Source organism: Geotoga petraea (assembly GCF_900102615.1).
Taxonomy (GTDB): Bacteria; Thermotogota; Thermotogae; order Petrotogales; family Petrotogaceae; genus Geotoga; species Geotoga petraea.
Window position 1 is genome coordinate 246,883 of sequence record NZ_FMYV01000001.1, and the last position, 26,222, is coordinate 273,104.

Sequence of the window (26,222 nt, forward strand, 5' to 3'; positions counted from 1 at the left end):
TAAATAAGCAATGTTAATGCCAAAAAGAGTTAAATATAGAAGAGTTCATAGAGGAAACAACACCGGTATGACAAAAGGTGGAAGCTTAGTTCATTTTGGTGAATATGGGTTAAAAGCTTTAGAAGGGCAATGGATAACAGCTCAGCAAATTGAAGCATGCAGATTAGCTATGGTAAGAACTTTAAAAAGAAATGGAAAAATATGGATTAGAATATTCCCTGATAAATCAATTACTTCCAAAGGAATTGGTACAAGGCAAGGTAAAGGTAAGGGAGATGTAGAAGGTTGGGTTGCAGTAGTAAAACCAGGTAAAGTTCTTTTTGAAGTTGGGGGTGTAGACTCAGCAACAGCTAAAAGAGCACTTCATTATGCAGCAACAAAACTCCCAATAAGAACCAAGATTGTGCCCAGATATAAAATAGGGGGTGAAAAGTTATGAAGGTAGCTGAGTTAAGAAACTTAACAGATGTTGAATTAACCCAAAAATTTGAAGATACAAAAAAGAAATTATTCGAATTAAGATTTCAAGCAGAAATGGGTCAACTAACAAATACATCTTCTATTAAGGAAGTAAGAAGAGATATAGCAAGGATAAAGACGATTTTAAGAGAAAGGGAATTGGGCATAAGGAGGTAATGTGCAATGCCAAAGAAAAAAATAGTTGGAAAAGTAATCAGCGATAAAATGGATAAATCTATAACTGTAGAAGTTAAAGATTTGGTAAAGCATCCTGTTTATAAAAAAACAATTAGAAGAACCAAAAAGTACCATGCACATGATGAAAATAATGAAGCAAGCATTGGAGATATAGTTCAAATTCAAGAATCCAGACCATACTCAAAATTAAAAAGATTTGAATTAATAAAGATTGTTAAAAAATCAATCTTTGGAGAAGAAGAGGAAACACCCGAGTCTGTGGATGAAATTCTCGGAGGTGAAAGCTAATGGTTCAAGTAGAGACAAAGTTAAGAGTAGCTGATAACTCTGGAGCAAAGGTTATAAAAGTTATTAGAGTTTTAGGTGGGTTTCACAAAGCTACAGGATCATTAGGAGAAATAATTGTTGCTGCAGTTCAAGAAGCTATTCCACATGCTGATATAAAAAAAGGTCAAGTGGTAAAAGCTGTAATAATTAGAACCAGTAAAGAAGTAAGAAGAAAAGACGGATCATACATTAGGTTTGATGATAATGCTGCTGTATTGATTGATAAAAACAACTTACCAATTGGTACAAGAGTTTTCGGACCCGTTGCAAGAGAAATAAGAGATGCAGGTTACACAAAAATAGCATCACTTGCAAAAGAAGTTTGGTGACGAGGTGGTGAATTCAATGAGGATAAAAAAAGATGATACTGTGCAAGTTATATCTGGAAAAGATAAAGGTAAAAAAGGTAAAGTTTTAAGAGTTATACCAAAAGCGGAATCGGTTATTGTTGATAATGTTAATGTTGTAAAAAAACATCAAAGGCCAACTCAACAAATGAGAGAAGGCGGCATTATAGAGCAACCTTCCCCAATTCATGTTTCAAAAGTCCAAGTAGTATGTCCAAGTTGTGGTAAAAAGACAAGAGTTGGATATGAAACATTGGATGACGGTAAAAAAGCAAGATACTGTAAGAAATGTGAAGAAATAATCGATAAAGTGTAATTGAGGAGGAAATAAAATGGCTGAATATATCCCACTCAAAGACAGGTACAAAGAACAAGTTGTTCCTGATTTGATGAAGAAATTTCAATATAAAAATTTAATGCAAGTACCTGAAATTGTAAAAATAGTTGTTAACATGGGTATATCAGAAGGTGCAAGAAATAAAGGTGTTCCTGAAAAACATGCGCAAGAATTATCAACTATAGTTGGACAAAAGGCAGTAGTAACAAAAGCAAGAAAATCTGTTGCTAATTTCAAACTAAGAGAAGGAATGCCAATTGGTGCAAAAGTCACTTTAAGAGGGTTAAATAAATACAATTTCTTATACAAACTAATTAATATTGTATTACCTAAATTAAGAGACTTTAGAGGATTACCTTCTGATTCATTTGATGGAAGAGGAAATTATACATTTGGTCTAAGTGAACAAGTGGTTTTCCCAGAAATAAGACATGATGATGTGAATAGAATTCAGGGAATGGATATCACAATAGTTACATCTGCTAATTCAGACGAAGAAGCAAGGGAACTTTTAGCAGGCTTTGGATTCCCATTCAAAAAACAGTGATTGGAGGGATTTTTTAAATGGCTAGAAAGGCGTTAATAGAAAAATGGAAAAAACAGCCTAAATATAAAACAAGAAAATACTCAAGATGTAAAGTTTGTGGAAGACCAAGAGGTGTAATAAGAGAATTTGGTCTATGTAGAATATGTTTCAGAAAAATGGCATTAGAAGGTAAACTTCCTGGTGTCAAAAAGGCTAGCTGGTAAGGAGGGAAACGTTAATGTGGTCTGATCCCATAGCAGATATGCTAACAAGAATCAGAAACTCAAATTCAGTTTTTAAAGAAAGTGTTGAGATTCCTGCATCTAATATGAAAAAATCAATTCTTGATATATTAAAAAGAGAAGGATACATTACTGATTATAAATTTATTGAAGATGGTAAACAAGGAGTACTCAAAGTAAATTTGAAATACAAAGGTGAAAGAAGAAATAAAGAAAAAGTAATAGATGGCATATTAAGAGTGTCAAAAGCTGGTAGAAGAGTATATGTAAAATCAGATGAAATCCCATCAGTAAAAGGCGGCTTAGGTATAGCTATAATTTCAACTTCTAAAGGAATAATTACAGATAAAGAAGCCAGAGATTATAAAGTTGGTGGAGAGGTAATCTGTTATGTTTGGTAAGGAGGTGTTTTAATAATGTCTAGAATTGCAGATAAACCAACAACTATCCCTAATGGTGTTGATATCAAAAAAGAAGGTATGAGCATCATAGTAAAAGGGAAAAATGGCGAACTAAAGATTGATTTAGACGAACAATTTGATATTGAAATAAATGAAAATGAATTAATGGTTGTTTCAAAATCATCAGAAAGCAAAAGAAAATCAAACATGAAAAAACAAACAGCTTTAAGAGGAACTTATACATCAATAATCAGAAACATGATAAAAGGTGTAACAGAAGGGTTTGAAAAAAACTTAGAAATATTAGGAATTGGATATAGAGCACAAATGCAAGGTAATAAATTAATATTAAACCTTGGGTATTCTCATCCAATTGAAATAACACCTCCAGAGGGAATAACTATTGAAGTTCCACAGCCAAATAAAGTTAACATAAAAGGCATAGATAAACATGCAGTTGGTCAAGTTGCAGCAAAAATAAGAAAAATAAGAGAACCTAATGCATATTCTGGTAAAGGTGTCAAATACTTAGATGAAGTGATAATCAAGAAAGAAGGTAAAAAGGTTTAATAGTTAAAGGAGGGCTGTAAAAGAGATGATAAAAAAAGCCAATAAAAAAGCTCTTAGAAATAAAAGAAGAACAAAAATTAGAAAAGTTCTAAGGGGCACTGCTGAAAGACCAAGAATGGTTGTTAATAAATCGGAAAAACATATTTATGCTCAAATTATCAATGATGAAGAAGGTAAAACTTTAGTATCAGCTTCAACTTTAGACAAAGAGTTAAAAGATAGTTTGGAAAAAACATGGAATATTGACGCTGCTAAAAAAGTTGGAGAATTAATAGGTAAAAGAGCAAAAGAAAAAGGAATATCAAAAATTGCTTTTGATAGAGCTGGATATAAATATCATGGAAGAATAAAAGCCCTTGCGGATTCAGCCCGTGAATCAGGGCTAGAGTTTTAGGGAGGTGCGGAAAACACATGGCTAAAGATAAAAATATTAAAGCTACTGATGTTGCTCAGGAATTTGAAGAAAGAATTATAGAGATCAGGAGAGTTACCAAAGTAACCACTGGTGGTAAAACTATATCTTTTAGAGCTGTATCAGTTGTAGGAAATAAAAAAGGTAAAGTAGGAGTTGGAATTGGGAATGCAAGAGAAGTTCCTCAAGCAATTAGAAAATCAATTGACGATGCAAAAACCAATTTAACAGAAATACCAGTTAAAAATTCTACAATTCCATTTCAGGTAATGGGAGTTCAAGATGCTTCAAAAATATTGTTAATTCCAGCTGCACCAGGTACAGGTATTATTGCATCAGCTCCAGTTCGTGCTGTAGTAGAATTAGCAGGGGTTCACAATATTTTGACAAAAGCACTTGGATCTACAACAATTTTAAACTTAGCTCAAGCAACATTGAATGGTTTAAAAGAGTTGAAATCTATTGAAAAAATAGCTGAACTTAGAGATATCTCCGTAAAACAAGTTATCCACGGCGCACACGGGGAGGTTTGATTTTATGAGTAAAGTTAAAATTAAATTAGTTAGAGGAAGAGCAGGAAAAACCAAAAGACAATTGGCTACTTTAGATTCATTAGGTTTAAATAAGCCAGGAAAAGAAGTAGTAAAAGAAGTAAACGATGCAATAAACGGTATGATAAAAAAAGTAAAACACCTTGTTGCAATCGAAGAAATTGAAGAATGAGGGGGTAAGAGTAATGTCAATGAATATAGAAGATCTCAGACCCACACCAGGTTCAAGATTTAAAAAGAAAAGATTAGGAAGAGGGCCCGGTTCTGGCTTAGGTAAAACAGCAGGCAAAGGTCACAAAGGTGCAAAAGCAAGATCAGGTGCTAGTCAAAGAGCAGACTTCGAGGGTGGACAAACACCTTTATATAGAAGAAGTCCAAAATTTGGATTTACAAACGCACCTTTCAAAAAAATACATTCATATGTAAATATTGAAACTTTAGAAAAGAGATTTAATGATGGTGATGAAATAACAGTAGAATTGTTATTAGAAAAAGGAATCATCAAAAAAGTAAATGATGGGTTAAAAGTTTTAGGTAAAGGAGAGCTTACAAAAAAATTAACTGTCAAAGCCAACGCTTTTTCTGAATCAGCAAAACAAAAGATTGAAGCGAATGGCGGTAAGGCAGAGGTGATATAATAATGGCTAATGCTTTCAGGAATATATTTAAGATCCCGGAACTCCGGGATCGCGTCATTTTCACACTTTTAGCCTTAATTGCATTCAGAGTAGGTATATATATTCCTATTCCTGGCATTAATGTAGAAGCATGGCAAGGTGCTTTAGGTGGAGCTCAAAGTGGCGCTGCAGGGGGATTTATTGGTTTTTTTGATGTATTTGCAGGAGGAGCTTTGCAGAATTTTTCTATTTTTGTTATGAGTGTTACTCCTTATATTAATGCATCAATTATTTTGCAATTACTTTCTTCTGTACTACCAAGTTTAAAAGAAATGATGAGAGAAGGAGAAGCAGGGAAAAAGAAATTTGCTTCATTAACAAGAAGGCTTACTTTGGCAATTGGTGGAGTTCAAGGATTGATGTTATCAATCGCTGCTTCTAATTATAGTGCAAAAGCTTTACCAAATGTTATATTTGTTTTATTATCAACAATTTCTATAATGGCTGGAACTATGTTTTTGTTATGGTTAGGTGAAATGATAACAGAAAAAGGTATAGGTAATGGTATATCTGTACTAATATTTGCTGGTATAGTATCAAGATATCCAAGTTATGCTGCACAAGCCTTTGTTGGTATGACACCAATTGAATGGATTTTATTATTAATCATTGTAATAGTAATCGTTGTTGCTACAGTTGCTGTTCAAACGTCTGAACGTAGAATAAATATCCAGTATGCAAAAAGAGTAGTTGGTAATAAAATGTACGGTGGTTCATCTACTTACATTCCAGTAAAAGTAAATGGTGGAGGAGTTATTCCTGTAATTTTTGCTTCTGCTATAATGACATTACCAAATTTAATTTCAGAAATGACAGAAACTACTGTTGATAATACATTATTTGGAATTGGTGCACCATTGTATTTGATACTATATGGATTATTAGTATTTTTCTTTACCTATTTTTATAGTTCAGTGGTATTAGATCCAAACGAAGTGGCTAATAATGTTAGAAGCTATGGAGGATTTATCCCTGGTATAAGGCCAGGTAAACCTACACAAAGATATATAAGAAATGTTATGAATAGAGTTACTTTTATAGGTGCTTTATTCTTGGTAATTATAGCATTACTTCCTTATATTATAAGAAGTGGAGCAGGAGTTAACATTTGGATTGGAGGTACAAGTACTCTCATTGCAGTAGGTGTTGCTTTAGATATTTTACAACAAATGGAACAACATATGATTGCTAGGCAATACGAAGGATTTATGAAAAAAGGGAAACTTCGCGGAAGGAGATGAACCAAATGAAGTTAATTTTTTTTGGGCCTCCAGGAGCTGGTAAAGGCACACAAGCACAGAAAACATCTGAAGAATTTGGTATTCCACAGGTTTCTACAGGCGATATTTTAAGAGAAGCTGTTAAGAATGAAACTGAATTAGGTAAAAAGGTTAAAGACATATTAGAAAGAGGCGATCTTGTTTCTGATGATATAATAAATAAATTAGTAAAAGAAAAAGTTGTTCATATGGATTCATTTATTTTAGATGGTTATCCAAGAACAATAGATCAAGCTAAATTTTTAGATAAAGCTTTAAGTGAAGCGAATAAAAATATAGATTCTATAATATTGATAGATGTATCAGAAGAAGAGGTTGTTAAAAGGATTTCTAACAGAAGAGTATGCCCAGTTTGTGGAAAAGTCTATAATCTTATTACCTTAAAGCCAAAAGAAGATATGAAGTGCGATATAGACGGTGCTAAGCTAATACAAAGAGAAGACGATAAAGAAGAGACAGTAAGAGACAGATACAGGGTTTATAAAAAGAACACCGAACCCGTAATTGAATATTATAAGAAAAATAAAAAAATATTTACAATAGACGGCTCGAAAGATATAAATACTGTAACAAAAGAATTGTTTAATATACTCAGAGGAGCATCATCTGATGATAATAATTAAGACAGATAAAGAAATTGAGAAAATGAGACGGGCCGGAGAGCATTTAGCCCGTCTCCTTGATGTGGTTTTACCACAGATAATTAAACAAGGGAACAACGCAGAACAAGTCGAAGAATTTGTTTTACAATTTATTGATGAAATTGGAGGAACTCCAACGTTTAAAGGATATAATGGTTACCCTTATGCAACTAACGTTTCAGTGAATGAAGAAGTTATACATGGTTTTCCTACAAAAGATAAAATTTTTAAAAATGGTGATATAGTTTCTGTTGATTGTGGAATTACCCTTGATGGTTATATTGCTGACAGTGCCAGGACTTATTATGTTGGTGAAATTAGCGAAAGTGAAAAAAAATTAATCAATACTACATATGAAGCACTATTAGTAGGAGTAGAAAAGGCCATTATTGGAAATAGAATTGGAGATATAAGCAATGCAATACAAAAGTATGTAGAAGATAAGGGTTTTTCCGTAATAAGAGACTTTGTAGGTCATGGTGTTGGTAGAAAGCTTCACGAAGATCCTCAAGTTCCAAACTTTGGAAAAGAAGGTAAAGGTCCAAAGCTAAGAAAGAATATGACTTTAGCAATTGAACCTATGGTTTCTATGGGTGATTTCAACGTTCAGATTCTTGAAGATGGATGGACTACAATCACTGAGGACAAAAGTAAAGCAGCACACTTTGAATATACAATAGTTGTTACAGAAGAAGGACCTGAAATTTTATCTGGATCTCCAAATCTAAAGCCCTAATTAATAAAAGGGGGAATATTATGGCTAAGAAAAAAGATGTAATTACAATGGAAGGAAAAATATTAGAATCTCTTCCGAATGCAAGATTTCGTGTTGAGTTAGAAAATGGTCACGAAATTTTAGCTCATATATCTGGTAGAATGAGAAAAAACTTTATAAGATTATTACCAGGTGATAAAGTTACCGTAGAAGTTTCAATATATGATTTAAATAAAGGTAGAATAGTGAGGAGAGAAAAGATTAAAAGAACTGATGATAACAATAACTAAGGAGGAAACTATTATGAAAGTTAGAGCATCAGTAAAAAAAAGATGTGAAAATTGTAGAGTTATTAGAAGAAGAGGAAGAGTTTGGGTTGTTTGTGACAAAAATCCAAAACACAATCAAAGACAAGGTTAATAAAGGAGGTATATAGATGGCTCGTATTTTAGGTGTTGAAATACCAAATAATAAAAAAATATTTGTATCATTACAGTCAATTTATGGTGTTGGAGAAAAAACAGCTTATGATATTTTAAATGCTTTAGAAATAGATCCTGAAATGAAAACTAAAGATTTAACAGATGATCAAATTTCTAAACTATCTCATTACATCAACGAAACATATTTAGTTGAAGGTGATTTAAGACAAGAAATAAATAAAAATATCAAAAGATTAATCGATATTGGATCTTACAGAGGAAAAAGACATAAAGCTAAGTTGCCTGTTAGAGGTCAAAAAACTCATGCAAATGCAAGAACAAGAAAAGGTCCAAGATTAACAAAAATAAGGAAAAAATAAGGGAGGTTAACTGAATGGCTAAAAAGAAAGCTAGACCAAAGAAAAAGAAGATATCTGTTGAAAAAGGTGTTGTTCATATAAATTCAACGTTTAACAATACAATAATAACATTAGCTGATCCTAATGGAAATACCGTAACTTGGTCAAGTGGAGGAAACGCTGGTTTCAAAGGCACTAAAAAAGGCACACCTTATGCATCTCAGCTTGCAGCCGACAAAGTAGCAAAAGAAGCGATGAAATTAGGAGTTAAAAGAGTAGATGTAGAAGTTAAAGGGCCAGGTTCTGGAAGAGAATCTGCAATTAGATCAGTTCAAGCTGCTGGTTTAACTGTAGAAGGAATTAGAGATGTAACTCCTATTCCTCATAATGGATGTAGACCTAAAAAGAAAAGATTTTAATTAGAGATTTAAAGGAGGTTAACAATAATGGCAAGATATAGAGGCCCTCTTGAAAAACTTTCAAGAAGAGAAGGAATCAATCTTCTTTTAAAAGGGGAAAGAAGTTATTCAGAAAAGTCATCAGCTGTTAAGAGAAATTTTGCTCCTGGACAGCATGGTAAAGAAAATAAAAAATTAACACAATACGGAAAACAATTAAGATCAAAACAAGCAGTAAAAAGAATCTATGGAGTTTTAGAAAAACAATTTAGAAGATATTTTGAAGAAGCTGCAAAAAAAGAAGGTCAAACTGGTGAAATTTTAATGCAAATATTAGAATCAAGATTAGATACAGTTGTATTTCAAATGGGATTTGCAGTAAACAGAAGAACTGCCAGACAAATGATACGACACGGCCATATTTTGGTAAATGGTTCGAAAGTTGATATTCCTTCTTACAGAGTTAAAGAAAATGATACAATTGAAGTTAAAGAAAGTAGCAGGAATATTCAACAAATTAAAGAAGGTGTTGATTTAGCTGAAAGATTAGGTAGAACACCAGCATGGATCGATGTTAACAAGGATCAATTTAAAGGGATATTTGTTAGAATACCATCAATTGATGAAATGGACGTACCTGTTGATGTACAGGATATTATCGAACTTTATTCAAAATAATATTTTTGTTTTGGATATACTAAAGAGGATCACCTCGTCCAAAATCAAGGAAAGGAGGTGTACCCGGTTAAAATAGTTTAATCCGGGGAAGCATATGGAATTATTAATTAAGCCAAACAAATTTGAATTGGTTGAGGAAAGGCAAGAAAAAGATTATAATTTTTCAAGATATGAATTATATCCTTTAGAAAAAGGTTATTCTATAACCATTGGCAATGCTTTAAGAAGAGTGTTATTATCTTCTATACCTGCAATGGCGATAACAGGATTAAGAGTTCCAGGGAAATTACATGAATTTGATACCATAGAAGGTGTAAAAGAAGATCTTTTAGAAATAGCTCTTAATTTAAAACAAGTGCAAATAGCTGCAGAAAATATTGAAGAAATTAAAGAGTTAGAAGAACCAGTAACTTTTAATGTAAGCAAAACAGGACCTGGTGAATTACTTGCAGGTGACATTGACACTCCTGCTGGTATTGAGATAGCTAATCCAGATTTTGTTATTGCAACAATTACTAAAGATATTGAAGTTGAAATGGAACTATTCGCTGAACCAGGTAAAGGATTTATACCTTCAAATGAATTAGATCATCCAACAGATATAGAATATATCTTTATCGATGGAGTTTTTAGCCCTGTTACAAAAGTTAATTATCTAACTGAAAATATTCGTGTTGGTAAAAGGACAGATTACGATAAATTGATTTTGGATATTTGGACTAAGAAAAATATCACTCCTGAAGAAGCTTTAAAAAAAGCTACAGAAATACTAATGGAGCACTTTCTTTTTATAACTAAACTTTGGAAAGATACAAACATTCTTGAATCGCTCGAACCTGTCCAGGATATGGGTGGAGCTGAAAAAGAGGAAGAATCTGAAGATTCTGAATCAAACATGTTTGGTCTTTCTACTGAAATTGTTGAAACATCTATAGATAATTTAGACTTAACAAAAAGAGCTAAAAATTGTTTAAAGAGAGAAAGGATCAACAATGTTGGTGAACTATTAAATAAAACTCCTGAAGAATTAATGAAAATTAAAAACTTTGGAAGAAAGTCTCTTGAAGAAATAAAAAAAGAGTTAGAAGAAAAATTTAATATTGAATATGAAAAATTGTATGAGGAAGGGAGGAACTCTGAAGAATGAGACATAGAGTAAAGAGAAATAAACTCAATAGATATGCTTCACATAGGAAAGCCCTTGTTAAAAATATTGCCAGAAGTGTTTTTGAAGAAGGTTCAATAGTAACAACTACCGTAAAAGCTAAAGTTGCTAGAACTTTGGTAGAAAAAATAATTACAAAGGCAAAAAAAGCTAATGCTGCAGAAAATCCAGTAAGAAAAATGGCTTTAAGCAGAGAAATAAACAAAAATTTCAACGATAGAAAGTTAGTAGATAAAATCGTAAATGAAATTGCTCCAAAATACCAAGATAGAAATGGCGGATACACAAGGATTTTGAAAATAGGTTTCAGAAGAGGAGATGCTTCTGAAATGTCATTATTTCAATTATTACCTGTAGACGAAAAGTAATTTTTTTAAATATGAGAAGGGGGTTATTATAACCCTCTTTTTTTACATGAATAAAGATTTATCAAGTCAAAAATTTATTTAATTATGATACAATATTAATAGTAGCCTTTCCATAAATTTCTTTCCAAATTCTTCAATAAAAACTACGGAGGTGTGTTTTTTGTCAGATAACACAAAAAAAGATGATATTAGAGCTGTTGATTTTGATATAGCCAAACTTAGTGAAATGACAAGAAAAGAATTGTATAACTTTGCAAGGCAGTTCAATATATCAAATTATTCAAAAATGACTAAGAATGAACTTATGTTTTCAATATTGAGAAAGCAAACTGAATCGATAGGTTATTTTTTCTATGAAGGGGTAATAGAGATACTTCCAGATGGATATGGCTTCCTTAGAAATGTGGATAATTCACTTCTACAGGGTCCTGATGATGTTTATGTTTCTCAATCTCAAATAAGGAGATTTAATCTCTTCACTGGAGATGTTGTTGCAGGACAAGTTAGACCACCAAAAGAAGGGGAAAAATTTTTTGCCCTATTAAGAATAGAAGCTGTAAATTCACAAAAACCCAGTAGGAGTAAAGATAGAGTCTCTTTTGAAAATCTAACTCCAGAATATCCCACTAAACTGATGGATCTTGAATATGAAAATGGCCCTGTAAGTTCAAGAATAGTTGACATATTTTCACCTATAGGATATGGACAAAGAGGATTAATAGTTTCACCTCCCAAAGCGGGTAAAACTACTTTGCTAAAAGATATTGCCAATTCTATTGCTAAAAATCACCCTAACACAAAAAGATATGTATTGTTAATGGATGAGAGGCCTGAAGAAGTTACAGATATTAGAGATACTGTAAACGCAGATGTTATAGCTGCTCCATTTGATATGGATCCAAAAAATCAAATAAAAGTTTCTGAAATGGTTTTGAATTTGGTAAAGAGACAAGTTGAATTTGGGCATGATGTAGTAATACTTATGGATAGTTTAACAAGATTTGCGAGAGCTTATAATTTACATGTACCTTCTAGTGGAAAACTTTTGAGTGGCGGTGTTGATCCTGCTGCTTTGACATTCCCTAAAAAATTCTTTGGTGCAGCAAGAAAAATACGTGAAGGTGGTTCATTAACAATTATAGCCACAGCATTAGTTGATACAGGATCAAAAATGGATGAAGTTATTTTTGAAGAGTTTAAAGGGACTGGCAATATGGAACTTATCTTGTCAAGAGAAATTGCAAACGACAGAATATTTCCGGCCTTGAATATTAAACAATCTGGGACAAGAAAAGAAGAACTATTAATTGAAGAAGATAAATTAAAAAACATTTTTGTTTTGAGAAAGATAATTAATGATCTTAACAATAAAGACGCATTAGAGTATGTTTTAAACATATTCAAAAAACATAAAACAAATGAAAAAATGTTTAAAGCTATAGAAAAGCAAAAGATATAAAAATATTTTTTTGGGGGGACAGCTATGCTTTATAAAAAAACATATTTAGTCGATGATCCAGTGAGTAATTTGTTTTTAGTTCATGGATTGGGAGAGTATTCAGGTAGGTACATTGATTTCATAAAAAAATTAAACGATTTGAATATCAATGTATATACTTTTGATCTACCAGGACATGGTAATTCTCCAGGTAAAAGAGGTGATATCAAAAGTTTTTATGAAATTTATTCTTTCATTGATGAATTTGCACCTGATGACTTTATTCTTTATGGGCATTCTTTAGGTGGATTAATTAGTGCTAGATATAGTGAAATGAATTTAAAAAAGCCAAAAAAATTGATTTTATCTTCTCCAGCATTAGGGGATATTGCACAAAAGAAGTTACTTTTAACAATAATGTCTGTTTTCCCTTCTTTAAGTTTTTCTAATGGTATACCACCAAAAGAAATATCAAGCGATGATACAGAAAATAAAAAATATATTGAAGATCCAATGATTCACGATAGAATAACTGTAAGAACTGCAAAGCAGATGTTTGATGAAGCTGAAAAGGCTTTAAAAGAAATAAAAAAAATAGAAATTCCAACAATTTTGCTCTATGGTGAAGAAGATAAAATCATTAACAAATTTGAATACGAAAAAATTAATAATGATAAGATAAAAATATTCAATTTCAGACTTGGTAAACATGAGTTGATGAATTGTAAATATAATTCTGATAAGTATTTTGAAAAAATTAAAGATTTTATAATATAGAAGATCGGGATAAAATCCCGATTTTTTGAATGATTGGAGATGAAATTTTTGAAATATACAATTTTTAAAAATCCTTATATTTTAAAAAGTGCTGATAGTGAAATAAAAATTAAATCAATTGTTTTAAAAGATGATGAAATATATGAAATAATGGATTTTCAAGATATACCTCAAGAAATAATAAAACAATCAAAAATAATAGATTTACAAGATAAATTGGTACTACCTGGGTTTATAAACACTCATTCACATTCGGTAATGTCATTTTTTAAAGGTATGGCTGATGATGTTGATTTTGAATCCTGGTTATATAAAAATATGCTGCCAAGAGAGGAATTATTGAATGAAGAAATGGCATATTGGGGAAGTTTGTTATCCCAAATGGAAATGGTGAAAAATGGCATAACTTCTTTTGCAGATATGTATATGTTTACTGACCAAATTGCAAAAGCCACAATAAAAACGGGGATGAGAGCTTTTATATCCAGAGGGCTTGCTTCTGATAATGACGAAGAATGGAAGAGAAAAATAAAAGAAAATATTGATACAATAGAAAAATATAATGGTTTTGAAGATAGAATAATTATAGGGTTTGGACCTCATGCACCATATACAGTTTCTGAAGAACATCTAAAAGAAACAGCAAAATTAGCTGAAAAGTACAATACTCACATTCAAATACATCTTTTAGAATCTAAAAATGAGAATTACGATTTATCATACATAGAAAAAACCCATATTTTTGATGTTCCGGTGATTGCTGCACATTGTGTTCATGTATCGGATGAAGATATTAAAATACTTTCAAAACACGAAGTAACTGTTTCTCACAATCCATCCAGTAATTTGAAATTAGGAAACGGAATGATGCCTATGAAACAAATGTTGGAAGAAAATATAAACATAACTGTTGGTACAGACGGAAGTGCAAGCAACAATTCTTTAAACATACTGAAAGAAATTCAGCTTTCTTCTCTTTATTATAAATCTAAATATAAAACCGATAGCATAAAAAACGAAGAGTTTTTGAGAATGATGTGGGAAAATGGAGGGTTTGCATTTAATCAAAAAATTGGTAGACTGGATGAAGATTTTAAAGCCGATTTGATAGTAGTAAATTTAAATGCTCCTGAATTCAAACCATTTGATTTACAAAGGCTCAAATCACATATACTTTATTCCATGAACACTTCTAATATTGAAGCTACCATGGTTGGTGGAAAATGGATATATAAAGATTATGAGTTTGTTAATATAAAGGAGGATGAGGTGTATGAAAACTTTAGCGAATGTTATAAAGAAATGGAAAATTCTCTTAATAATTAACCTTTTTTTAGTTTCTACACTGTCTTTTTCTGCAAATTTTGAAGAATATATTGAATTCAATCCTGCTTTATATGAGGTAAAAAGTAGAGAAATTACCTCTGAAAGCACTTTTTTACATTTTGAACTTCCAGAAGAAACAAGTAAAATGACCATTTTATTGGAAAGAAACAATTCAACCTATAAAATTTACATTCTTAATTTCAAAAGTATATACAAGTTAAATAGCTTCTGGTATAATTTTGTAGAAGAATTATCATCGGAGTTTAATTCTTTTTTATCTACAATACCGGTTTTTTATGGAAGATATAATGGCCTTTTAGACGAGGATGTTTTATATAGTTGGTTTATAGGTATTGACAAAAATATGTTTGTGATAATAGGTCCAGACAAAAATATTGTAGAAGATTTAAAATATAAGGTTGATAAATTTAGGTGATTTTTAGTGAAATACTATAACAATTTAAGTTCCTATTTAAAAAAAAGATATGGACAAAGAGTACAGAGATTACCAATAAATGCCGGGTTTTCTTGTCCAAACAAAACTGGAGAAAAAGGTTTTGGGGGTTGTATTTTTTGTGAGAAAACAGGTAGTGCTTTTTCTTCAACCAGTGCGGATGTGTCAATTTCAAAACAGTTAGAGTTAATGATGAAAAGATATGAAGGCAAGGCGTCAAAATACATGGCTTATTTCCAATCTAACACAAATACTTATGCAAAAGTTGAAAAACTCAAAGAATTATACGATCATTCACTAATATCTGAAGACATTTTGATTTTGGATATATCCACAAGACCAGATTGTGTCGAAGAAGAAAAGTTAGATTTAATAGCTTCTTACAAAGAAAAAGTCGATGTGTTTTTGGAATTTGGAGTAGAATCAACCAATACAAGAACTCTATCTTACATGAATAGAGGACATTATCTATCAGACGTCATAGATGCAACATTGAGAGCTAAAAAGAGAAATATAGAAATTATATACCATTATATTATAGATTTTCCTACAGATGATAAAAACGATGTTGTTGAAATGGCTAAATTTGCTAATGTAATGAAAGTTCAGGGAGTTAAATTACATTCACTCTATATCACAGAAAACACTGTTTTGGGCGAAAAATATAAAAATAATGAAATTAAAATTTTGACTTTAGAAGAGTATGTTGAAAGGATTATTTTATTCCTCGAATATTTAAACCCTGAAATAGTAATTCATAGATTAGCTGCTGATCCACCAAAAAATGGTACCTTACATGGTAATTGGGGAAAAAGGAAAATAGAAATTATAAATATGATAGACAAAGAAATGAAAGAAAGAGGAACATATCAAGGTATAAAATACAAAGAGTAGAACGATCGATCGCAATTTTTTGAGGAAAGTCCAGACTCCATAGGGCAGGATGCCAGGTTAAATCCTGGAGAGAGAAATCTCTGGTATAGGGCCATAGAAATCAAACCGCCTTATATTAGGCAAGGGTGGAAAGGTGAGGTAAGAGCTCACCAGTGTCAGGGTAACCTGATAGCTTGGTAACCCCCATCTGGAGCAAGACCAAATTTGAAGGTGAGTTGCCCGCTCGTTAACTTCAAGGTGGGTCGCTTAGATAGATGATCGATTAATACAGAATCTGGCTTATAGTTCTACTTGAAAAATCCCCCCTAAAAAAGGGGGGATAATATTTTAGTAACTTAAATTAAGAGCTCTGTTTTTAATTTCTTTTTTTATGGTATTAATGAAATCTTCTATTTTTACATCGTTGATATTTTTATTGTTTCGTGTTCTTATGTTTATTGTGTTTCCTTCGGCTTCCTTTTCTCCATAAACAATCATATAAGGGATCTTTTTCATTTGTTCTTCTCTTATTTTATAACCAACTGTTGCATTTGTTGTGTTAAGACTAACCCTTATACCTTCTGATTTTAATTTGTTTGCAAACTTTTCAGCTTCTTCATTGAATTTTTCAGATACGGATATAATTGATACTTGTTCTGGAGATAACCAAGTTGGGAAAGCACCTTCAAAATTTTCAATGAGAATCCCAAAAAACCTTTCAATTGAACCAAATATAGCTCTATGCAACATAACTGGTCTTACGTGTTCATTGTTTTCATCTATATAGGTTATATCGAATCTCTCTGGCATTTGAAAGTCGAGTTGTAGTGTAGCACATTGCCATTTTCTTCCCAGTGAATCTGTAACATAAAAATCTATTTTAGGTCCATAGAAAGCACCGTCTCCGTCATTTATCACGTATGGGACATTTTTTTTCTTTAAGGCCCCTTTTAATGCATCTATTGCTTTATCCCAAGTTTCTACATCTCCCATATGATCCTCAGGCATAGTTGAAAGGTTTGCTTCATATTCAAAACCAAAGGTGGAATATAACTCTTCTGTTAAATCCATCACACTAACTAATTCTCTTTCTATTTGCTCATTAGTACAGAATATGTGCGCATCATCTTGAGTAAAGTATCTAACTCTAAATAACCCATGTAATACCCCACTTCTTTCATATCTGTGCACTTTTCCAAATTCAAACATTCTAATTGGTAGGTCCCTATAGCTTTTCATATCTCTTTTGAATACGACAATATGTCCAGGGCAGTTCATGGGTTTTACAGCCATTTCAACGTCTTCTTTTTCGGTAAAAAACATGTTTTCTTTATAATGATCCCAATGACCAGATTTATGCCATAAATCAACATTCATTATTAAAGGAGTTTGTACTTCAAAGTATCCATATTTTTCGTGAATTTCTCTTGAAAAATTCATCAATTCACTTAGTGCCCTTGAACCTCGTTTTAAAAAGAAAGGCATACCAGGAGCTACTTCTGGATCAATCATGAAAAGTCCTAATCTTGGCCCAAGCTTTCTGTGGTCTCTCTTTTTAGCTTCTTCTAAAAAAGTTAAGTATTCATCTAATTCTTTTTTCTTTGGAAAAGCTGTTGCATAAATTCTTTGTAACATTTTATTGTTTTCATCACCTCTCCAATAAGCTCCAGATACAGATAAAATCTTGAACTGTTTTATAAAACCAGTTGAAGGTAAATGAGGACCTTTACACAGATCAACAAATTCTCCCAACCTGTAAATACTAACCAAATCATCATCAATGTCTTCTATTAACTCTAATTTATAAGGTTCATCTTTGAAAAAATCTTTGGCTTCCTCTTTAGAAACTTTTTCATGAGTTATTTCGTAATTTTCTTTCACAATTTTTTTCATTTCTTGTTCTATTTTTGGAAAATCTTCCTCGACTATTTTTTCTTCAAGATCAAAATCATAATAAAAACCATTTTGAATAACTGGGCCAATGGCTACTTTGACTTTATCATGTCCATAAATTCTTTTAACAGCTAAAGCCATTATATGAGCCATTGTATGTCTATAAATTGTAGGGGCTTCTTCATCTTTTAATGTTATTATTTTTAAAGAAGAATTTTCATTTATCTCTGTGTCCAAATCGACTAATTTTCCATTTATTAAAGCACCTATTGAGTTTCTAAATAATCCTTCAGAAATAGACTTTGCTATATCTGCAGGAGTTACACCTTTTTCGTACTCCTTTAAACTACCATCTGGTAATTTTACTTCTATCATTCGTCATCACTCCTGTCTTCTTTGTATATAATATATGGTTTTAAATTTAATATATTTTTTAAACACTGTTTTTTATTTTTATACATAAACTCTATTGTGTTATAATTTGCATAAATTAACAGTAAATTTTGAAATATCCAAACTGGTATATTTGTATTTAAAAAATAAATCATCAATAAAAAACCCACTGATAATATCAACGAATATGCTATTGTATTTTTTAGCGTCCTGTCTTTTAACTGTTCATTGTACAAAATATAAATACCTGTAATAAAAATAAATTGCGTTAAAAAGTAAAAAACTATGGTTAAATAGGAATTATTCCCACTAATATTCGCATCTGTAAAACTGCTAAACAAAGATAGCAGGAAAAAAACAGAATATATCTTGTTGAAAATCATGGAATCCCTCCAATATATTCAAGATTAAATATCTACTTTTTCTAACCTTTTCGACAAATCTCTTTCAGTTAAAGCATCTATTAATTCATCGATATCCCCATCCATAATCGCTTCAATTCTATGAGTAGTGTAGTTAATTCTATGGTCCGTTACTCTATTTTGAGGAAAATTATAAGTTCTTATTTTTTCACTTCTATCTCCAGTACCAATTAGAGATCTTCTTTCTGTGGTTATTTCTTTTTTTTGCTTTTCTAATTTTTGCTCGAAAAGTCTAGTTCTTAGAATATTCATGGCAGTATCTTTATTTTGATGTTGCGATCGCCCGTTTTGACAGGTGACTACTATACCGGTGGGTTTGTGAGTTATTCTAACAGCAGAATCTGTTTTGTTGACATGTTGACCTCCTGCTCCACCCGCCCTATAAGTATCAATTCTCAAATCATTATCGTTTATATGTACATCTATATTTGTAACTTCTGGGAAAACAGCTATAGTTGCAGTGGAGGTATGGATTCTTCCAGAAGATTCTGTTTGAGGGACACGCTGAACTCTATGTACCCCAGATTCATATTTTAATTTTTCATAAACATTCTTACCTTTTATTTTCAAAACAGCAGTTTTAAGACCACCAATTCCATTATCTGTCATATCCAATGTTTCATATTTCCAATTTTTCCTTTCAGCATATCTAATATAAAGCCTCATCAATTCTTGAGCAAATAATCCAGCCTCATCTCCACCAGCTCCCGCACGTACTTCCATCATGATATTTCTATCATCATATTCCCCTTTTGGGACCAAAAGTTTAACAATCTCTTTTTCCGATTTATTAATATTATTTTCTAAGTCTTCTTTCATAGATCCATATTCTTCATCAGAAATATCATTTTGTGTATGCATTTCATGGAGAGCTTCTAAATCTTCCAAATATGTTTCATATTCAGAATATTTTTTATTCAATTCTGTTAAATTGTTATGTTCTATACCTAATTTCTGTAATTTTTCTGGAGAATTTGCAGTTTCTGGATTGGCAAGTTCTTTTTCTATATTTTTAAGTCTGTTTTTTATTGTTTCTTTGAAAGTCAATAAATCCAATTATAATCCCTCCATTTTTTATTTAATTATACCATAATAGTGAATACTGTTATATAAGAAAAGAAAAAATAATTGTAAATTATAATTGTTATTTTATAGTATTATATAATACATGAAATCTTCTCGAAGAGTTTACAAAAAATTATTTTCATTTAAAAAAATAAAAAGTAAAATAGAAAGAGCCGAGGTGATAACATTTGTACAATGAAGAATTGAACAGCGAAAAACTTATTTTCGAAATAGATAAAATTGAAAAAAAATTAAATAAAGAGATTGAAATAACAGATTGGAGGGAAATTGATACATTAAACGACACAGCAAAGGTGATGTCTCCTGTTAATGTTGATTTAGAACTAAAAAAAACTTCTAAAGGATTTGACTTGAATGGAGAAGTCAATACAAAGTTGATGATAAATTGTTCAAGATGTTTAAAACCTTTTGAGTTTGATATAGTTAGTGAAATCACTGCATACTACATAAATAAAGAATTCGAGAAAGAATTAAACAAAACAGAACATCTTTCATCTTTAGAAAATATAATTTACTATAAAAATGACTCTATCGATTTGACAGATAGAGTTATAGAAGCTATAATATTAGCTGTGCCGGAAAAACCTTTATGCAAAGAAAACTGTAAAGGGTTATGCCCTATTTGTGGTGAAGATCTTAATGAAAATCCTGATCATTCTTGTGAAAAGGAAGAAGTAGATCCGAGGTTAAAGGATCTTTTAAAATTGATTGAAAAAGAAGATTAAATTATACATAAAATATCGGAGGAGGTAATATAAATGGCTACACCAAAACAAAAACCATCCAGAGCGAGAACTCACAGGAGAAAAGCAAAATTTTATTCAGCAATTAAGGTGAACGTTGTGAAATGCCCTAGTTGTGGAGAACCAAAATTGCCACACAGAGTTTGTCTAAATTGTGGGCAATACGGTGGGAAACAAGTACTTGAGATTGGCGAATAAATATGATAAATAAAATTGGGTTAGACTTATATGGTGGCGACAATGCACCCGAATCAACGATTCAGGGTGCAATTTTTGCTTTAAAAAATGGAATTTTAAAAAATTCTGAACTATATATTATTGGAAATTTAGAAGATAAAACTGTTTTCCAAGGGCATGAAAACGTTCATTTTATTGAAGCTGAAAATACTGTGACAAATGAAACAAAACCTACACAGGTAATTAGATTGAAGAATTCTTCTATATACAAAGGTTGTGAAATGTTAAGAACTGGAGATTTAGATGCTTTTGTATCAGCAGGTAACACAGGCGCTTTGTTGAGCGCTGGTACTTTTATTGCTGGTAGATTAGAAGGTATAAAAAGACCAGCTTTGGCATTGGCTTTACCTGGTAAAAATAATAAGCCGAGAATATTGGTAGATGCAGGAGCAAATTCAGAAGTTAAAGCTGAACATTTTTATGATTTTGCAAGAGAAGGAATTGCATATGCAAAATTTATGGATATCAAAAATCCAAGAGTTGGGATTTTGAATATTGGAACCGAAGAAGAAAAGGGCACTTCTACGGTTAGGGATGCAGCGGAAATTTTGAAAGAGAAAGAAGATATAGACTACGTTGGTTTTGTAGAAGCAAGGGAAATATTTGGGAACAATTTTGATGTTTTATTAACTGATGGTTTTACAGGTAATAATATATTAAAGACCATAGAAGGAACAGCGTATTATATTTTGGATGAATTAAGGTCTACTGTTAATAAAGGCGGATTGCTTACTAAAATAGGGGCCTTGTTAATGAAAAAATCTCTTTATTCTTTAAGATCAAAAATTGATTATAGACAATATGGTGGGACTTTCTTTTTAGGGGTTAATGGGCATTTAGTTAAAGCCCATGGTTCTTCTGATTCAGAAGCTATTTCAAATGCTATATATGTTGCTCAAAAAGCTTCTTCAGAGAACTTAGTATCAAAAATAACCCTTTAACGAGGAGGATATCAAATTGTGTGGGATAGTAGGATTCGTTGGAAAAGAAATTAAAATAGAAGATCTCATAACAGGTTTAAAAAAATTAGAATACAGAGGATATGACTCTGCTGGAATCGCTTACAATAATGGTAGTAAAATTGAAATCGAGAAAAAAGAAGGAAAAATAGAAGTTTTAGAACAGCATCTTCATGAAATTATGAAAAAAGATATAAAATCTGGGTTAGCTCATACAAGGTGGGCTACTCATGGTGCAGTTTCTGATATAAATTCACATCCACATTCTGGGCAAAAAGATGAGATTGCAATAGTTCACAATGGAATTATTGAAAATTATCAAGAGTTGAAAGATGAATTACAAAAAAGTGGCGTGAAGTTCAAATCTGAAACAGATACAGAAGTGATAGCACAAGTACTTGAAAGAGAGTACAATGGTGATTTATTCGATACGGTTAGAAAAGCAGTAAAATTATTTGAAGGAGCTTATGCAATTGGTGTAATGCATAAAGACGATCCTAACACAATAATTGCAGCCAGAAAAGGAAGCCCCATGGTAATTGCGAATAATGGGAAAGTTTCTATATTAGCTAGTGATGTAACTCCTATTCTTAAATATTCGAGAAAAGTAGTATTTTTAGATGATGGTGAAATTGTTAGATTAAAGCCTGATGGTTATAAAATATATAATCTTGAAAATGAAGAAATACAAAAAGAAATTATAGACATAACATGGGATGAAACGCTTGCAGAAAAGGGCGGATATGACCATTTTATGGAAAAAGAAATAAATGAACAACCTCAGTCGATAAAATCTGCGTTGGCTGGAAGAATAGAAAATGGATATCCAACCATTAAAGAATTGGATTCAATAAAAGATTTTATCAAAAATGATCTTGAAAAAATCTATATAGTTGCTTGTGGTACAAGCTATCATGCTGGTTACTCTATGAAATATTTTGTAGAAGCATATTCAAACATAAACATTTCATTAGAGGTGGCTTCAGAATTTAGATATATGAACCCACATGTCGACGATAAGACTCTTGTGATAGCAGTAAGTCAATCAGGAGAAACAATAGATACTTTAGAGGGAATAAGGTTAGCAAAACAAAAAGGAGCTCATGTGTTAGCAATGAGTAATGTTGTTGGCTCAACTATTCCTCGAGAATCACATTCTGTTGTTTATATGAACACAGGGCCAGAAATAGGAGTTGCAGCAACAAAAACTTATACTGCTCAGATATCAATTTTATATGCTATTGCAGCACAAATAATGAATTGGAAAGGTTATTATACTGAAGAAGTCAAAAAAATAATAAGTGAATTAGAATTAATACCTGATATTTACAAAGAAATATTATCTAAAAAAGATCATATTTTAGAGCTGGCAAGAGAGTACACTCACTATAAACACATGATGTTTATTGGCAGAGGTTTTGGATACACTGCATCATTAGAAGGTGCTTTGAAATTAAAGGAAATCAGTTATATAAATGCAAATGGATATCAAGCTGGAGAATTAAAACATGGACCTATAGCTTTATTGGACGAATCTTTTCCAGTTTTTGCAATAGTCCCTTTCAATGGTTTAAGGGAAAAAATGATTAGCAACATAATGGAAGTAAAGGCAAGAAAAGCAAGAGTAATTGCAATTAGCACAAAAGGCGATGAAAAAATAAAAAAAATAACGAATGAATATATAGAAGTTCCAAAAACTTCTGAGGCTATTTCTCCTTTGACAGTTGCTCCAGTTACACAATTGTTTGCTTATTATGTAGCTATATTGAGGAATCTTGACCCAGACAAACCCAGAAACCTTGCAAAAAGTGTAACTGTTGAATAGGAGGTGTGATTTTGATAACAAAAGATCAGATAAGAAAACATGTTGAAGCTATTAAAAATCTATTGGACGACAAAGATGCTAATAATATAACAATAATAGATATGGAGAAAACAGCATTGATGGTAGACTTTTTCATAATTGTAACAGGAAATTCAGATACACACATGGCTGCTTTGAGGGATTATGTGATACAATACCTAAAGGAACAAGAACTGCCAATTGTTAACTACGATAAAGGTAAAGGATATGACTGGATGACAATTGATGCAGGTTCAATTTTAGTTCATATTTTCTCTGAAAAAGCAAGAGAATTTTATGATCTTGAAGGACTATGGGCAGAAGAAGAAAGAATACAGTAAATTACTCACAACTTTTTAAAATTTTACCTCGGTGTCTAAATATTAGACCGGTGAAAGTATGAAAGTTGGAGGCAAAAACCAAATGGAGGTGTATTTTTAGTGTCAGTAGTAAGTATGAAACAGTTGTTAGAAGCAGGTGCTCATTTTGGGCATAGAACAAGAAGATGGGATCCAAAGATGAAACCATATATTTTCACCGAAAGAAAAGGTATTCACATCATTGATTTACAAAAGACTTTACAATCTATTGATGAAGCTTATAACTTCGTTAGAGACAAGTCAGCAGAAGGTGCTGATGTTTTATTTGTTGGTACAAAAAAACAGGCCCAACAAATTGTAGCTGATGAAGCTAAAAGATGTGGAGGATATTACGTTAATAACAGATGGTTAGGTGGTTTATTGACTAATTTCAAAACAATCAAAAAAAGAATTGATAAACTTGAAGAATTAGAAGAATACATAGAAACAGAAGATTTTGAAAAATTGCCTAAAAAAGAACAATCAGCTATTAAGAGACAATTGGAAAAACTAGAAAAAAACTTGGGCGGTTTAAGAGGATTAAACAAAATGCCTGAAGTTATGTTTTTAGTAGACCCTAAAAAAGAAGAGATAGCTATTGAAGAAGCGAATAAATTGGGTATTACTACAGTATCTATGTTGGATACAAACTGTGATCCAGATGTAATAGACTATGTTATTCCTGCAAATGATGATGCAATAAGAACAATCATGTTGATCACTTCTAAAATAGCAGATGCTGTTATAGAAGGTAGAGAAGGAAGAGCTGACAACTTAGAAGAATCTGAAAATTCAGAACAGAAGACAGAAGAAATCCCAGAAGAAATAAACAAAAAATTAGAAGCAGAAGACAAATACGAAGAATTTGTTGAAGATATTGAAGAAGAAGAAGAAGAGTAATATTAAAATTAAATAACATTTCCGGCCGCATATCTGTGGCCGGATTTTTAATAAGGAGGCCTCATTATGAAGTTTTACATAAAAACATTTGGATGTCAAATGAATGTGAATGAAAGTGAGATAATGACAGGGTTATTGGAAAACGAAGGACACGAATGGACTGAAAATCCAAAGAATGCCGATGTTATTCTAATCAATACCTGTTCAGTAAGAGAGAAAGCTGAAAATAAAATGTATGGAGCTATAGGGAGTCTTGGAAAAAGTAAAAAAGATGGTAAAAAAAATGTAATTATAGGAGTTGGAGGATGTTCTGCAGAAAAAGAAAAAGAAAAAATATTGAACAAATTTTCTACAGTAGATTTTGTATTTGGGACCAGAAATGTAACAGATATAGTTGATTTGGTAGAAAGAGCCAAAAAAGGTAAAAGATTTTTAGATTTTAGCGACAAATTAGATGATTTTACAGCTCACTTACCAATAAGGCCATCAAGCAAGCACCATGCTTGGATTACAATAATACATGGCTGTAATAAATATTGTACATACTGTATAGTTCCATATACAAGAGGTTTAGAAAAGAGCAGAAAAATAGATGATATACTTACTGAAGCGAAAAATTATTCTGAAAAAGGCTATAGAGAGATAACTTTTCTCGGTCAAAACGTAGACTCCTATGGGAAAGATTTTGGGGATAAAAAACCAAAATTACACCTTTTGATAGAAGAAACGTCAAAAATGGATAACATAGAAAGAATTTGGTTTACAACATCTTACCCAACAGATATAACTGACAAATTAATTCAAACCGTAAAAAACGTTCCCAAGGCAGCCAAATACTTTCATTTACCAGTTCAAAGTGGTAGTGATAAGATATTAAAAAAGATGAATAGAAAACATACAAGAAAAGAATATATTGAAATGGTTAAAAAAATTCAAAGCGAAGTTCCATATGTAACAACTACAAGTGATTTTATTGTTGGGTTCCCTGGAGAAACAGATGAAGATTTTATGCAAACTGTAGATTTAGTGAAACAGTGTAGGTATGATAAGATAAATATTGCAGAATACTCCCCCAGGGAAGGTACTATTGCAGAAAAATATATGGAAGATGATATACCAAAACATATTAAAAACAAGAGATTTCAGTATCTTATGAATATACAAAAAGAAATTAACAAAGAAGAAAATTTAAAATATAAAGATCACATTCTTAGGGTTATTCAAGAAAGTAAGACTAAATCTGGGAAATTCCTTGGGAGAACTATAAACAACAAAGTCGTTATGTTTGATAGTACAGAAAATTTAAAAGGGAAATTTGTAGACGTATATATAGAAAGAGTTTCTGCAGGTCCTTTGTATGGTAGGATAGTTAAAAGTGAAATTGAAGAAGACTTTGAAAAAGAAGAAAACTATTTAAAGGAAGTATTTGGATATTAATAAAATGAG

Annotated in this window: 38 protein-coding genes and 1 other RNA gene; 36 read left to right on the plus strand and 3 right to left on the minus strand. The window is 31.5% G+C overall.

Annotation, left to right across the window (positions count from 1 at the left end):
* Positions 1–10 precede the first annotated feature (10 nt).
* From rplP to rnpB, 29 genes are all read left to right on the plus strand, one after another.
* Positions 11–439, plus strand: a complete 429-nt coding sequence (rplP, locus tag BLS00_RS01120; protein WP_091402027.1) for a 50S ribosomal protein L16 — start codon at positions 11–13, stop codon at positions 437–439.
* Entirely contained in the window at positions 436–636 is a 201-nt protein-coding gene (rpmC, locus tag BLS00_RS01125) for a 50S ribosomal protein L29 (RefSeq protein ID WP_091402029.1), read from the plus strand. Before rplP ends, rpmC begins: the two co-directional genes overlap by 4 nt.
* 6 nt (positions 637–642) lie before the next feature.
* Positions 643–945 (plus strand): 30S ribosomal protein S17, encoded by a 303-nt coding sequence (gene rpsQ / locus BLS00_RS01130; protein ID WP_091402031.1) that lies wholly within the window; start codon positions 643–645, stop codon positions 943–945.
* Complete coding sequence (rplN, locus tag BLS00_RS01135) at positions 945–1,313, plus strand: 50S ribosomal protein L14 (protein ID WP_091402033.1); 369 nt, start codon at positions 945–947, stop codon at positions 1,311–1,313. Before rpsQ ends, rplN begins: the two co-directional genes overlap by 1 nt.
* Before the next feature lie 16 nt (positions 1,314–1,329).
* Positions 1,330–1,647, plus strand: a complete 318-nt coding sequence (gene rplX, locus BLS00_RS01140; RefSeq protein WP_091402035.1) for a 50S ribosomal protein L24 — start codon at positions 1,330–1,332, stop codon at positions 1,645–1,647.
* 16 nt (positions 1,648–1,663) lie between these two features.
* Positions 1,664–2,215, plus strand: a complete 552-nt coding sequence (gene rplE, locus BLS00_RS01145; RefSeq protein WP_091402037.1) for a 50S ribosomal protein L5 — start codon at positions 1,664–1,666, stop codon at positions 2,213–2,215.
* Between the two features lie 17 nt (positions 2,216–2,232).
* Positions 2,233–2,418, plus strand: a complete 186-nt coding sequence (locus BLS00_RS01150) for a type Z 30S ribosomal protein S14 (RefSeq protein WP_091402040.1) — start codon at positions 2,233–2,235, stop codon at positions 2,416–2,418.
* 14 nt (positions 2,419–2,432) lie between these two features.
* A complete protein-coding gene (rpsH, locus tag BLS00_RS01155; protein ID WP_091402041.1) occupies positions 2,433–2,837 on the plus strand; it encodes a 30S ribosomal protein S8 in 405 nt (134 codons plus the stop codon).
* Between the two features lie 15 nt (positions 2,838–2,852).
* Positions 2,853–3,407, plus strand: a complete 555-nt coding sequence (rplF, locus tag BLS00_RS01160; protein WP_091402044.1) for a 50S ribosomal protein L6 — start codon at positions 2,853–2,855, stop codon at positions 3,405–3,407.
* A gap of 25 nt (positions 3,408–3,432) precedes the next feature.
* Positions 3,433–3,801: a 50S ribosomal protein L18 gene (gene rplR / locus BLS00_RS01165; protein WP_091402046.1), complete on the plus strand. Its 369-nt coding sequence runs from the start codon at positions 3,433–3,435 to the stop codon at positions 3,799–3,801.
* Between the two features lie 17 nt (positions 3,802–3,818).
* Positions 3,819–4,352, plus strand: coding sequence for a 30S ribosomal protein S5 (rpsE, locus tag BLS00_RS01170; protein ID WP_091402048.1), 534 nt, complete (start codon positions 3,819–3,821; stop codon positions 4,350–4,352).
* A 4-nt stretch (positions 4,353–4,356) separates the two neighbouring features.
* Entirely contained in the window at positions 4,357–4,542 is a 186-nt protein-coding gene (gene rpmD / locus BLS00_RS01175; RefSeq protein WP_091402050.1) for a 50S ribosomal protein L30, read from the plus strand.
* 19 nt (positions 4,543–4,561) lie between these two features.
* Entirely contained in the window at positions 4,562–5,008 is a 447-nt protein-coding gene (gene rplO, locus BLS00_RS01180; RefSeq protein WP_091402476.1) for a 50S ribosomal protein L15, read from the plus strand.
* Positions 5,009–5,010: 2 nt separating this feature from the next.
* Positions 5,011–6,288: a preprotein translocase subunit SecY gene (gene secY, locus BLS00_RS01185; RefSeq protein ID WP_091402052.1), complete on the plus strand. Its 1,278-nt coding sequence runs from the start codon at positions 5,011–5,013 to the stop codon at positions 6,286–6,288.
* 5 nt (positions 6,289–6,293) lie between these two features.
* On the plus strand, positions 6,294–6,950 hold the full coding sequence (locus BLS00_RS01190) for an adenylate kinase (RefSeq protein WP_091402054.1): 657 nt from the start codon (positions 6,294–6,296) through the stop codon (positions 6,948–6,950).
* On the plus strand, positions 6,937–7,704 hold the full coding sequence (map, locus tag BLS00_RS01195) for a type I methionyl aminopeptidase (RefSeq protein ID WP_091402056.1): 768 nt from the start codon (positions 6,937–6,939) through the stop codon (positions 7,702–7,704). Before BLS00_RS01190 ends, map begins: the two co-directional genes overlap by 14 nt.
* 20 nt (positions 7,705–7,724) lie before the next feature.
* Positions 7,725–7,973: a translation initiation factor IF-1 gene (infA, locus tag BLS00_RS01200; protein WP_091402058.1), complete on the plus strand. Its 249-nt coding sequence runs from the start codon at positions 7,725–7,727 to the stop codon at positions 7,971–7,973.
* 13 nt (positions 7,974–7,986) lie between these two features.
* A complete protein-coding gene (gene rpmJ / locus BLS00_RS01205; RefSeq protein WP_091402060.1) occupies positions 7,987–8,103 on the plus strand; it encodes a 50S ribosomal protein L36 in 117 nt (38 codons plus the stop codon).
* 16 nt (positions 8,104–8,119) lie between these two features.
* The gene (gene rpsM / locus BLS00_RS01210; RefSeq protein WP_091402062.1) at positions 8,120–8,485 is read left to right on the plus strand and encodes a 30S ribosomal protein S13; all 366 of its coding nucleotides are present in this window, start codon (positions 8,120–8,122) and stop codon (positions 8,483–8,485) included.
* 14 nt (positions 8,486–8,499) lie between these two features.
* The gene (rpsK, locus tag BLS00_RS01215) at positions 8,500–8,883 is read left to right on the plus strand and encodes a 30S ribosomal protein S11 (RefSeq protein ID WP_091402065.1); all 384 of its coding nucleotides are present in this window, start codon (positions 8,500–8,502) and stop codon (positions 8,881–8,883) included.
* A 27-nt stretch (positions 8,884–8,910) separates the two neighbouring features.
* Complete coding sequence (rpsD, locus tag BLS00_RS01220; protein WP_091402067.1) at positions 8,911–9,540, plus strand: 30S ribosomal protein S4; 630 nt, start codon at positions 8,911–8,913, stop codon at positions 9,538–9,540.
* 94 nt (positions 9,541–9,634) lie between these two features.
* The gene (locus BLS00_RS01225) at positions 9,635–10,687 is read left to right on the plus strand and encodes a DNA-directed RNA polymerase subunit alpha (RefSeq protein ID WP_091402069.1); all 1,053 of its coding nucleotides are present in this window, start codon (positions 9,635–9,637) and stop codon (positions 10,685–10,687) included.
* Positions 10,684–11,073, plus strand: a complete 390-nt coding sequence (gene rplQ / locus BLS00_RS01230; RefSeq protein WP_091402072.1) for a 50S ribosomal protein L17 — start codon at positions 10,684–10,686, stop codon at positions 11,071–11,073. Before BLS00_RS01225 ends, rplQ begins: the two co-directional genes overlap by 4 nt.
* Positions 11,074–11,299: 226 nt before the next feature.
* Positions 11,300–12,532, plus strand: a complete 1,233-nt coding sequence (gene rho, locus BLS00_RS01235) for a transcription termination factor Rho (protein ID WP_205742407.1) — start codon at positions 11,300–11,302, stop codon at positions 12,530–12,532.
* 24 nt (positions 12,533–12,556) lie between these two features.
* Positions 12,557–13,288, plus strand: a complete 732-nt coding sequence (locus BLS00_RS01240) for an alpha/beta fold hydrolase (protein WP_091402076.1) — start codon at positions 12,557–12,559, stop codon at positions 13,286–13,288.
* A 48-nt stretch (positions 13,289–13,336) separates the two neighbouring features.
* Complete coding sequence (locus BLS00_RS01245) at positions 13,337–14,614, plus strand: amidohydrolase (protein WP_091402078.1); 1,278 nt, start codon at positions 13,337–13,339, stop codon at positions 14,612–14,614.
* Positions 14,562–15,050: a hypothetical protein gene (locus tag BLS00_RS01250; RefSeq protein ID WP_091402079.1), complete on the plus strand. Its 489-nt coding sequence runs from the start codon at positions 14,562–14,564 to the stop codon at positions 15,048–15,050. The genes BLS00_RS01245 and BLS00_RS01250 overlap by 53 nt, the downstream gene beginning before the upstream one ends.
* Positions 15,051–15,056: 6 nt before the next feature.
* Positions 15,057–15,962, plus strand: a complete 906-nt coding sequence (gene mnmL, locus BLS00_RS01255; RefSeq protein ID WP_091402082.1) for a tRNA modification radical SAM protein MnmL/YtqA — start codon at positions 15,057–15,059, stop codon at positions 15,960–15,962.
* An RNA gene (gene rnpB / locus BLS00_RS01260) (RNase P RNA component class A) lies at positions 15,956–16,260 on the plus strand. The genes mnmL and rnpB overlap by 7 nt, the downstream gene beginning before the upstream one ends.
* Before the next feature lie 29 nt (positions 16,261–16,289).
* On the opposite strand, the gene thrS is transcribed toward rnpB, so the two are convergent.
* From thrS to prfA, 3 genes are read right to left on the minus strand one after another with little or no spacing between them, the layout of a single operon-like run.
* The gene (gene thrS, locus BLS00_RS01265; RefSeq protein WP_091402084.1) at positions 16,290–18,209 is read right to left on the minus strand and encodes a threonine--tRNA ligase; all 1,920 of its coding nucleotides are present in this window, start codon (positions 18,207–18,209) and stop codon (positions 16,290–16,292) included.
* Positions 18,206–18,610, minus strand: a complete 405-nt coding sequence (locus BLS00_RS01270) for a hypothetical protein (RefSeq protein WP_091402087.1) — start codon at positions 18,608–18,610, stop codon at positions 18,206–18,208. The genes thrS and BLS00_RS01270 overlap by 4 nt, the downstream gene beginning before the upstream one ends.
* A gap of 24 nt (positions 18,611–18,634) precedes the next feature.
* Entirely contained in the window at positions 18,635–19,705 is a 1,071-nt protein-coding gene (gene prfA / locus BLS00_RS01275) for a peptide chain release factor 1 (protein WP_091402089.1), read from the minus strand.
* A gap of 197 nt (positions 19,706–19,902) precedes the next feature.
* Here prfA and BLS00_RS01280 point away from each other — a divergent pair, with 197 nt between their 5' ends.
* From BLS00_RS01280 to miaB, 7 genes are all read left to right on the plus strand, one after another.
* Complete coding sequence (locus BLS00_RS01280) at positions 19,903–20,460, plus strand: YceD family protein (RefSeq protein WP_205742391.1); 558 nt, start codon at positions 19,903–19,905, stop codon at positions 20,458–20,460.
* A gap of 33 nt (positions 20,461–20,493) precedes the next feature.
* Complete coding sequence (gene rpmF / locus BLS00_RS01285; RefSeq protein ID WP_091402091.1) at positions 20,494–20,676, plus strand: 50S ribosomal protein L32; 183 nt, start codon at positions 20,494–20,496, stop codon at positions 20,674–20,676.
* Positions 20,677–20,678: 2 nt separating this feature from the next.
* Positions 20,679–21,656: a phosphate acyltransferase PlsX gene (plsX, locus tag BLS00_RS01290; RefSeq protein ID WP_244885723.1), complete on the plus strand. Its 978-nt coding sequence runs from the start codon at positions 20,679–20,681 to the stop codon at positions 21,654–21,656.
* Between the two features lie 16 nt (positions 21,657–21,672).
* Complete coding sequence (glmS, locus tag BLS00_RS01295; protein WP_091402096.1) at positions 21,673–23,499, plus strand: glutamine--fructose-6-phosphate transaminase (isomerizing); 1,827 nt, start codon at positions 21,673–21,675, stop codon at positions 23,497–23,499.
* Between the two features lie 11 nt (positions 23,500–23,510).
* Complete coding sequence (rsfS, locus tag BLS00_RS01300) at positions 23,511–23,858, plus strand: ribosome silencing factor (protein WP_240724318.1); 348 nt, start codon at positions 23,511–23,513, stop codon at positions 23,856–23,858.
* 99 nt (positions 23,859–23,957) lie between these two features.
* Entirely contained in the window at positions 23,958–24,776 is an 819-nt protein-coding gene (gene rpsB / locus BLS00_RS01305) for a 30S ribosomal protein S2 (protein WP_091402098.1), read from the plus strand.
* A gap of 66 nt (positions 24,777–24,842) precedes the next feature.
* The gene (gene miaB, locus BLS00_RS01310; RefSeq protein ID WP_091402100.1) at positions 24,843–26,213 is read left to right on the plus strand and encodes a tRNA (N6-isopentenyl adenosine(37)-C2)-methylthiotransferase MiaB; all 1,371 of its coding nucleotides are present in this window, start codon (positions 24,843–24,845) and stop codon (positions 26,211–26,213) included.
* Positions 26,214–26,222 lie beyond the last annotated feature (9 nt).

Bases quoted from the DNA above. Each gene is read 5' to 3' on its own strand.
- rplP (WP_091402027.1), top strand. From the start codon at position 11: ATGTTAATGCCAAAAAGAGTTAAATATAGAAGAGTTCATAGAGGAAAC.
- rpmC (WP_091402029.1), top strand. From the start codon at position 436: ATGAAGGTAGCTGAGTTAAGAAACTTAACAGATGTTGAATTAACCCAA.
- rpsQ (WP_091402031.1), top strand. From the start codon at position 643: ATGCCAAAGAAAAAAATAGTTGGAAAAGTAATCAGCGATAAAATGGAT.
- rplN (WP_091402033.1), top strand. From the start codon at position 945: ATGGTTCAAGTAGAGACAAAGTTAAGAGTAGCTGATAACTCTGGAGCA.
- rplX (WP_091402035.1), top strand. From the start codon at position 1,330: ATGAGGATAAAAAAAGATGATACTGTGCAAGTTATATCTGGAAAAGAT.
- rplE (WP_091402037.1), top strand. From the start codon at position 1,664: ATGGCTGAATATATCCCACTCAAAGACAGGTACAAAGAACAAGTTGTT.
- BLS00_RS01150 (WP_091402040.1), top strand. From the start codon at position 2,233: ATGGCTAGAAAGGCGTTAATAGAAAAATGGAAAAAACAGCCTAAATAT.
- rpsH (WP_091402041.1), top strand. From the start codon at position 2,433: ATGTGGTCTGATCCCATAGCAGATATGCTAACAAGAATCAGAAACTCA.
- rplF (WP_091402044.1), top strand. From the start codon at position 2,853: ATGTCTAGAATTGCAGATAAACCAACAACTATCCCTAATGGTGTTGAT.
- rplR (WP_091402046.1), top strand. From the start codon at position 3,433: ATGATAAAAAAAGCCAATAAAAAAGCTCTTAGAAATAAAAGAAGAACA.
- rpsE (WP_091402048.1), top strand. From the start codon at position 3,819: ATGGCTAAAGATAAAAATATTAAAGCTACTGATGTTGCTCAGGAATTT.
- rpmD (WP_091402050.1), top strand. From the start codon at position 4,357: ATGAGTAAAGTTAAAATTAAATTAGTTAGAGGAAGAGCAGGAAAAACC.
- rplO (WP_091402476.1), top strand. From the start codon at position 4,562: ATGAATATAGAAGATCTCAGACCCACACCAGGTTCAAGATTTAAAAAG.
- secY (WP_091402052.1), top strand. From the start codon at position 5,011: ATGGCTAATGCTTTCAGGAATATATTTAAGATCCCGGAACTCCGGGAT.
- BLS00_RS01190 (WP_091402054.1), top strand. From the start codon at position 6,294: ATGAAGTTAATTTTTTTTGGGCCTCCAGGAGCTGGTAAAGGCACACAA.
- map (WP_091402056.1), top strand. From the start codon at position 6,937: ATGATAATAATTAAGACAGATAAAGAAATTGAGAAAATGAGACGGGCC.
- infA (WP_091402058.1), top strand. From the start codon at position 7,725: ATGGCTAAGAAAAAAGATGTAATTACAATGGAAGGAAAAATATTAGAA.
- rpmJ (WP_091402060.1), top strand. From the start codon at position 7,987: ATGAAAGTTAGAGCATCAGTAAAAAAAAGATGTGAAAATTGTAGAGTT.
- rpsM (WP_091402062.1), top strand. From the start codon at position 8,120: ATGGCTCGTATTTTAGGTGTTGAAATACCAAATAATAAAAAAATATTT.
- rpsK (WP_091402065.1), top strand. From the start codon at position 8,500: ATGGCTAAAAAGAAAGCTAGACCAAAGAAAAAGAAGATATCTGTTGAA.
- rpsD (WP_091402067.1), top strand. From the start codon at position 8,911: ATGGCAAGATATAGAGGCCCTCTTGAAAAACTTTCAAGAAGAGAAGGA.
- BLS00_RS01225 (WP_091402069.1), top strand. From the start codon at position 9,635: ATGGAATTATTAATTAAGCCAAACAAATTTGAATTGGTTGAGGAAAGG.
- rplQ (WP_091402072.1), top strand. From the start codon at position 10,684: ATGAGACATAGAGTAAAGAGAAATAAACTCAATAGATATGCTTCACAT.
- rho (WP_205742407.1), top strand. From the start codon at position 11,300: ATGACAAGAAAAGAATTGTATAACTTTGCAAGGCAGTTCAATATATCA.
- BLS00_RS01240 (WP_091402076.1), top strand. From the start codon at position 12,557: ATGCTTTATAAAAAAACATATTTAGTCGATGATCCAGTGAGTAATTTG.
- BLS00_RS01250 (WP_091402079.1), top strand. From the start codon at position 14,562: ATGAAAACTTTAGCGAATGTTATAAAGAAATGGAAAATTCTCTTAATA.
- thrS (WP_091402084.1), bottom strand. From the start codon at position 18,209: ATGATAGAAGTAAAATTACCAGATGGTAGTTTAAAGGAGTACGAAAAA.
- BLS00_RS01270 (WP_091402087.1), bottom strand. From the start codon at position 18,610: ATGATTTTCAACAAGATATATTCTGTTTTTTTCCTGCTATCTTTGTTT.
- rpmF (WP_091402091.1), top strand. From the start codon at position 20,494: ATGGCTACACCAAAACAAAAACCATCCAGAGCGAGAACTCACAGGAGA.
- plsX (WP_244885723.1), top strand. From the start codon at position 20,679: ATGATAAATAAAATTGGGTTAGACTTATATGGTGGCGACAATGCACCC.
- miaB (WP_091402100.1), top strand. From the start codon at position 24,843: ATGAAGTTTTACATAAAAACATTTGGATGTCAAATGAATGTGAATGAA.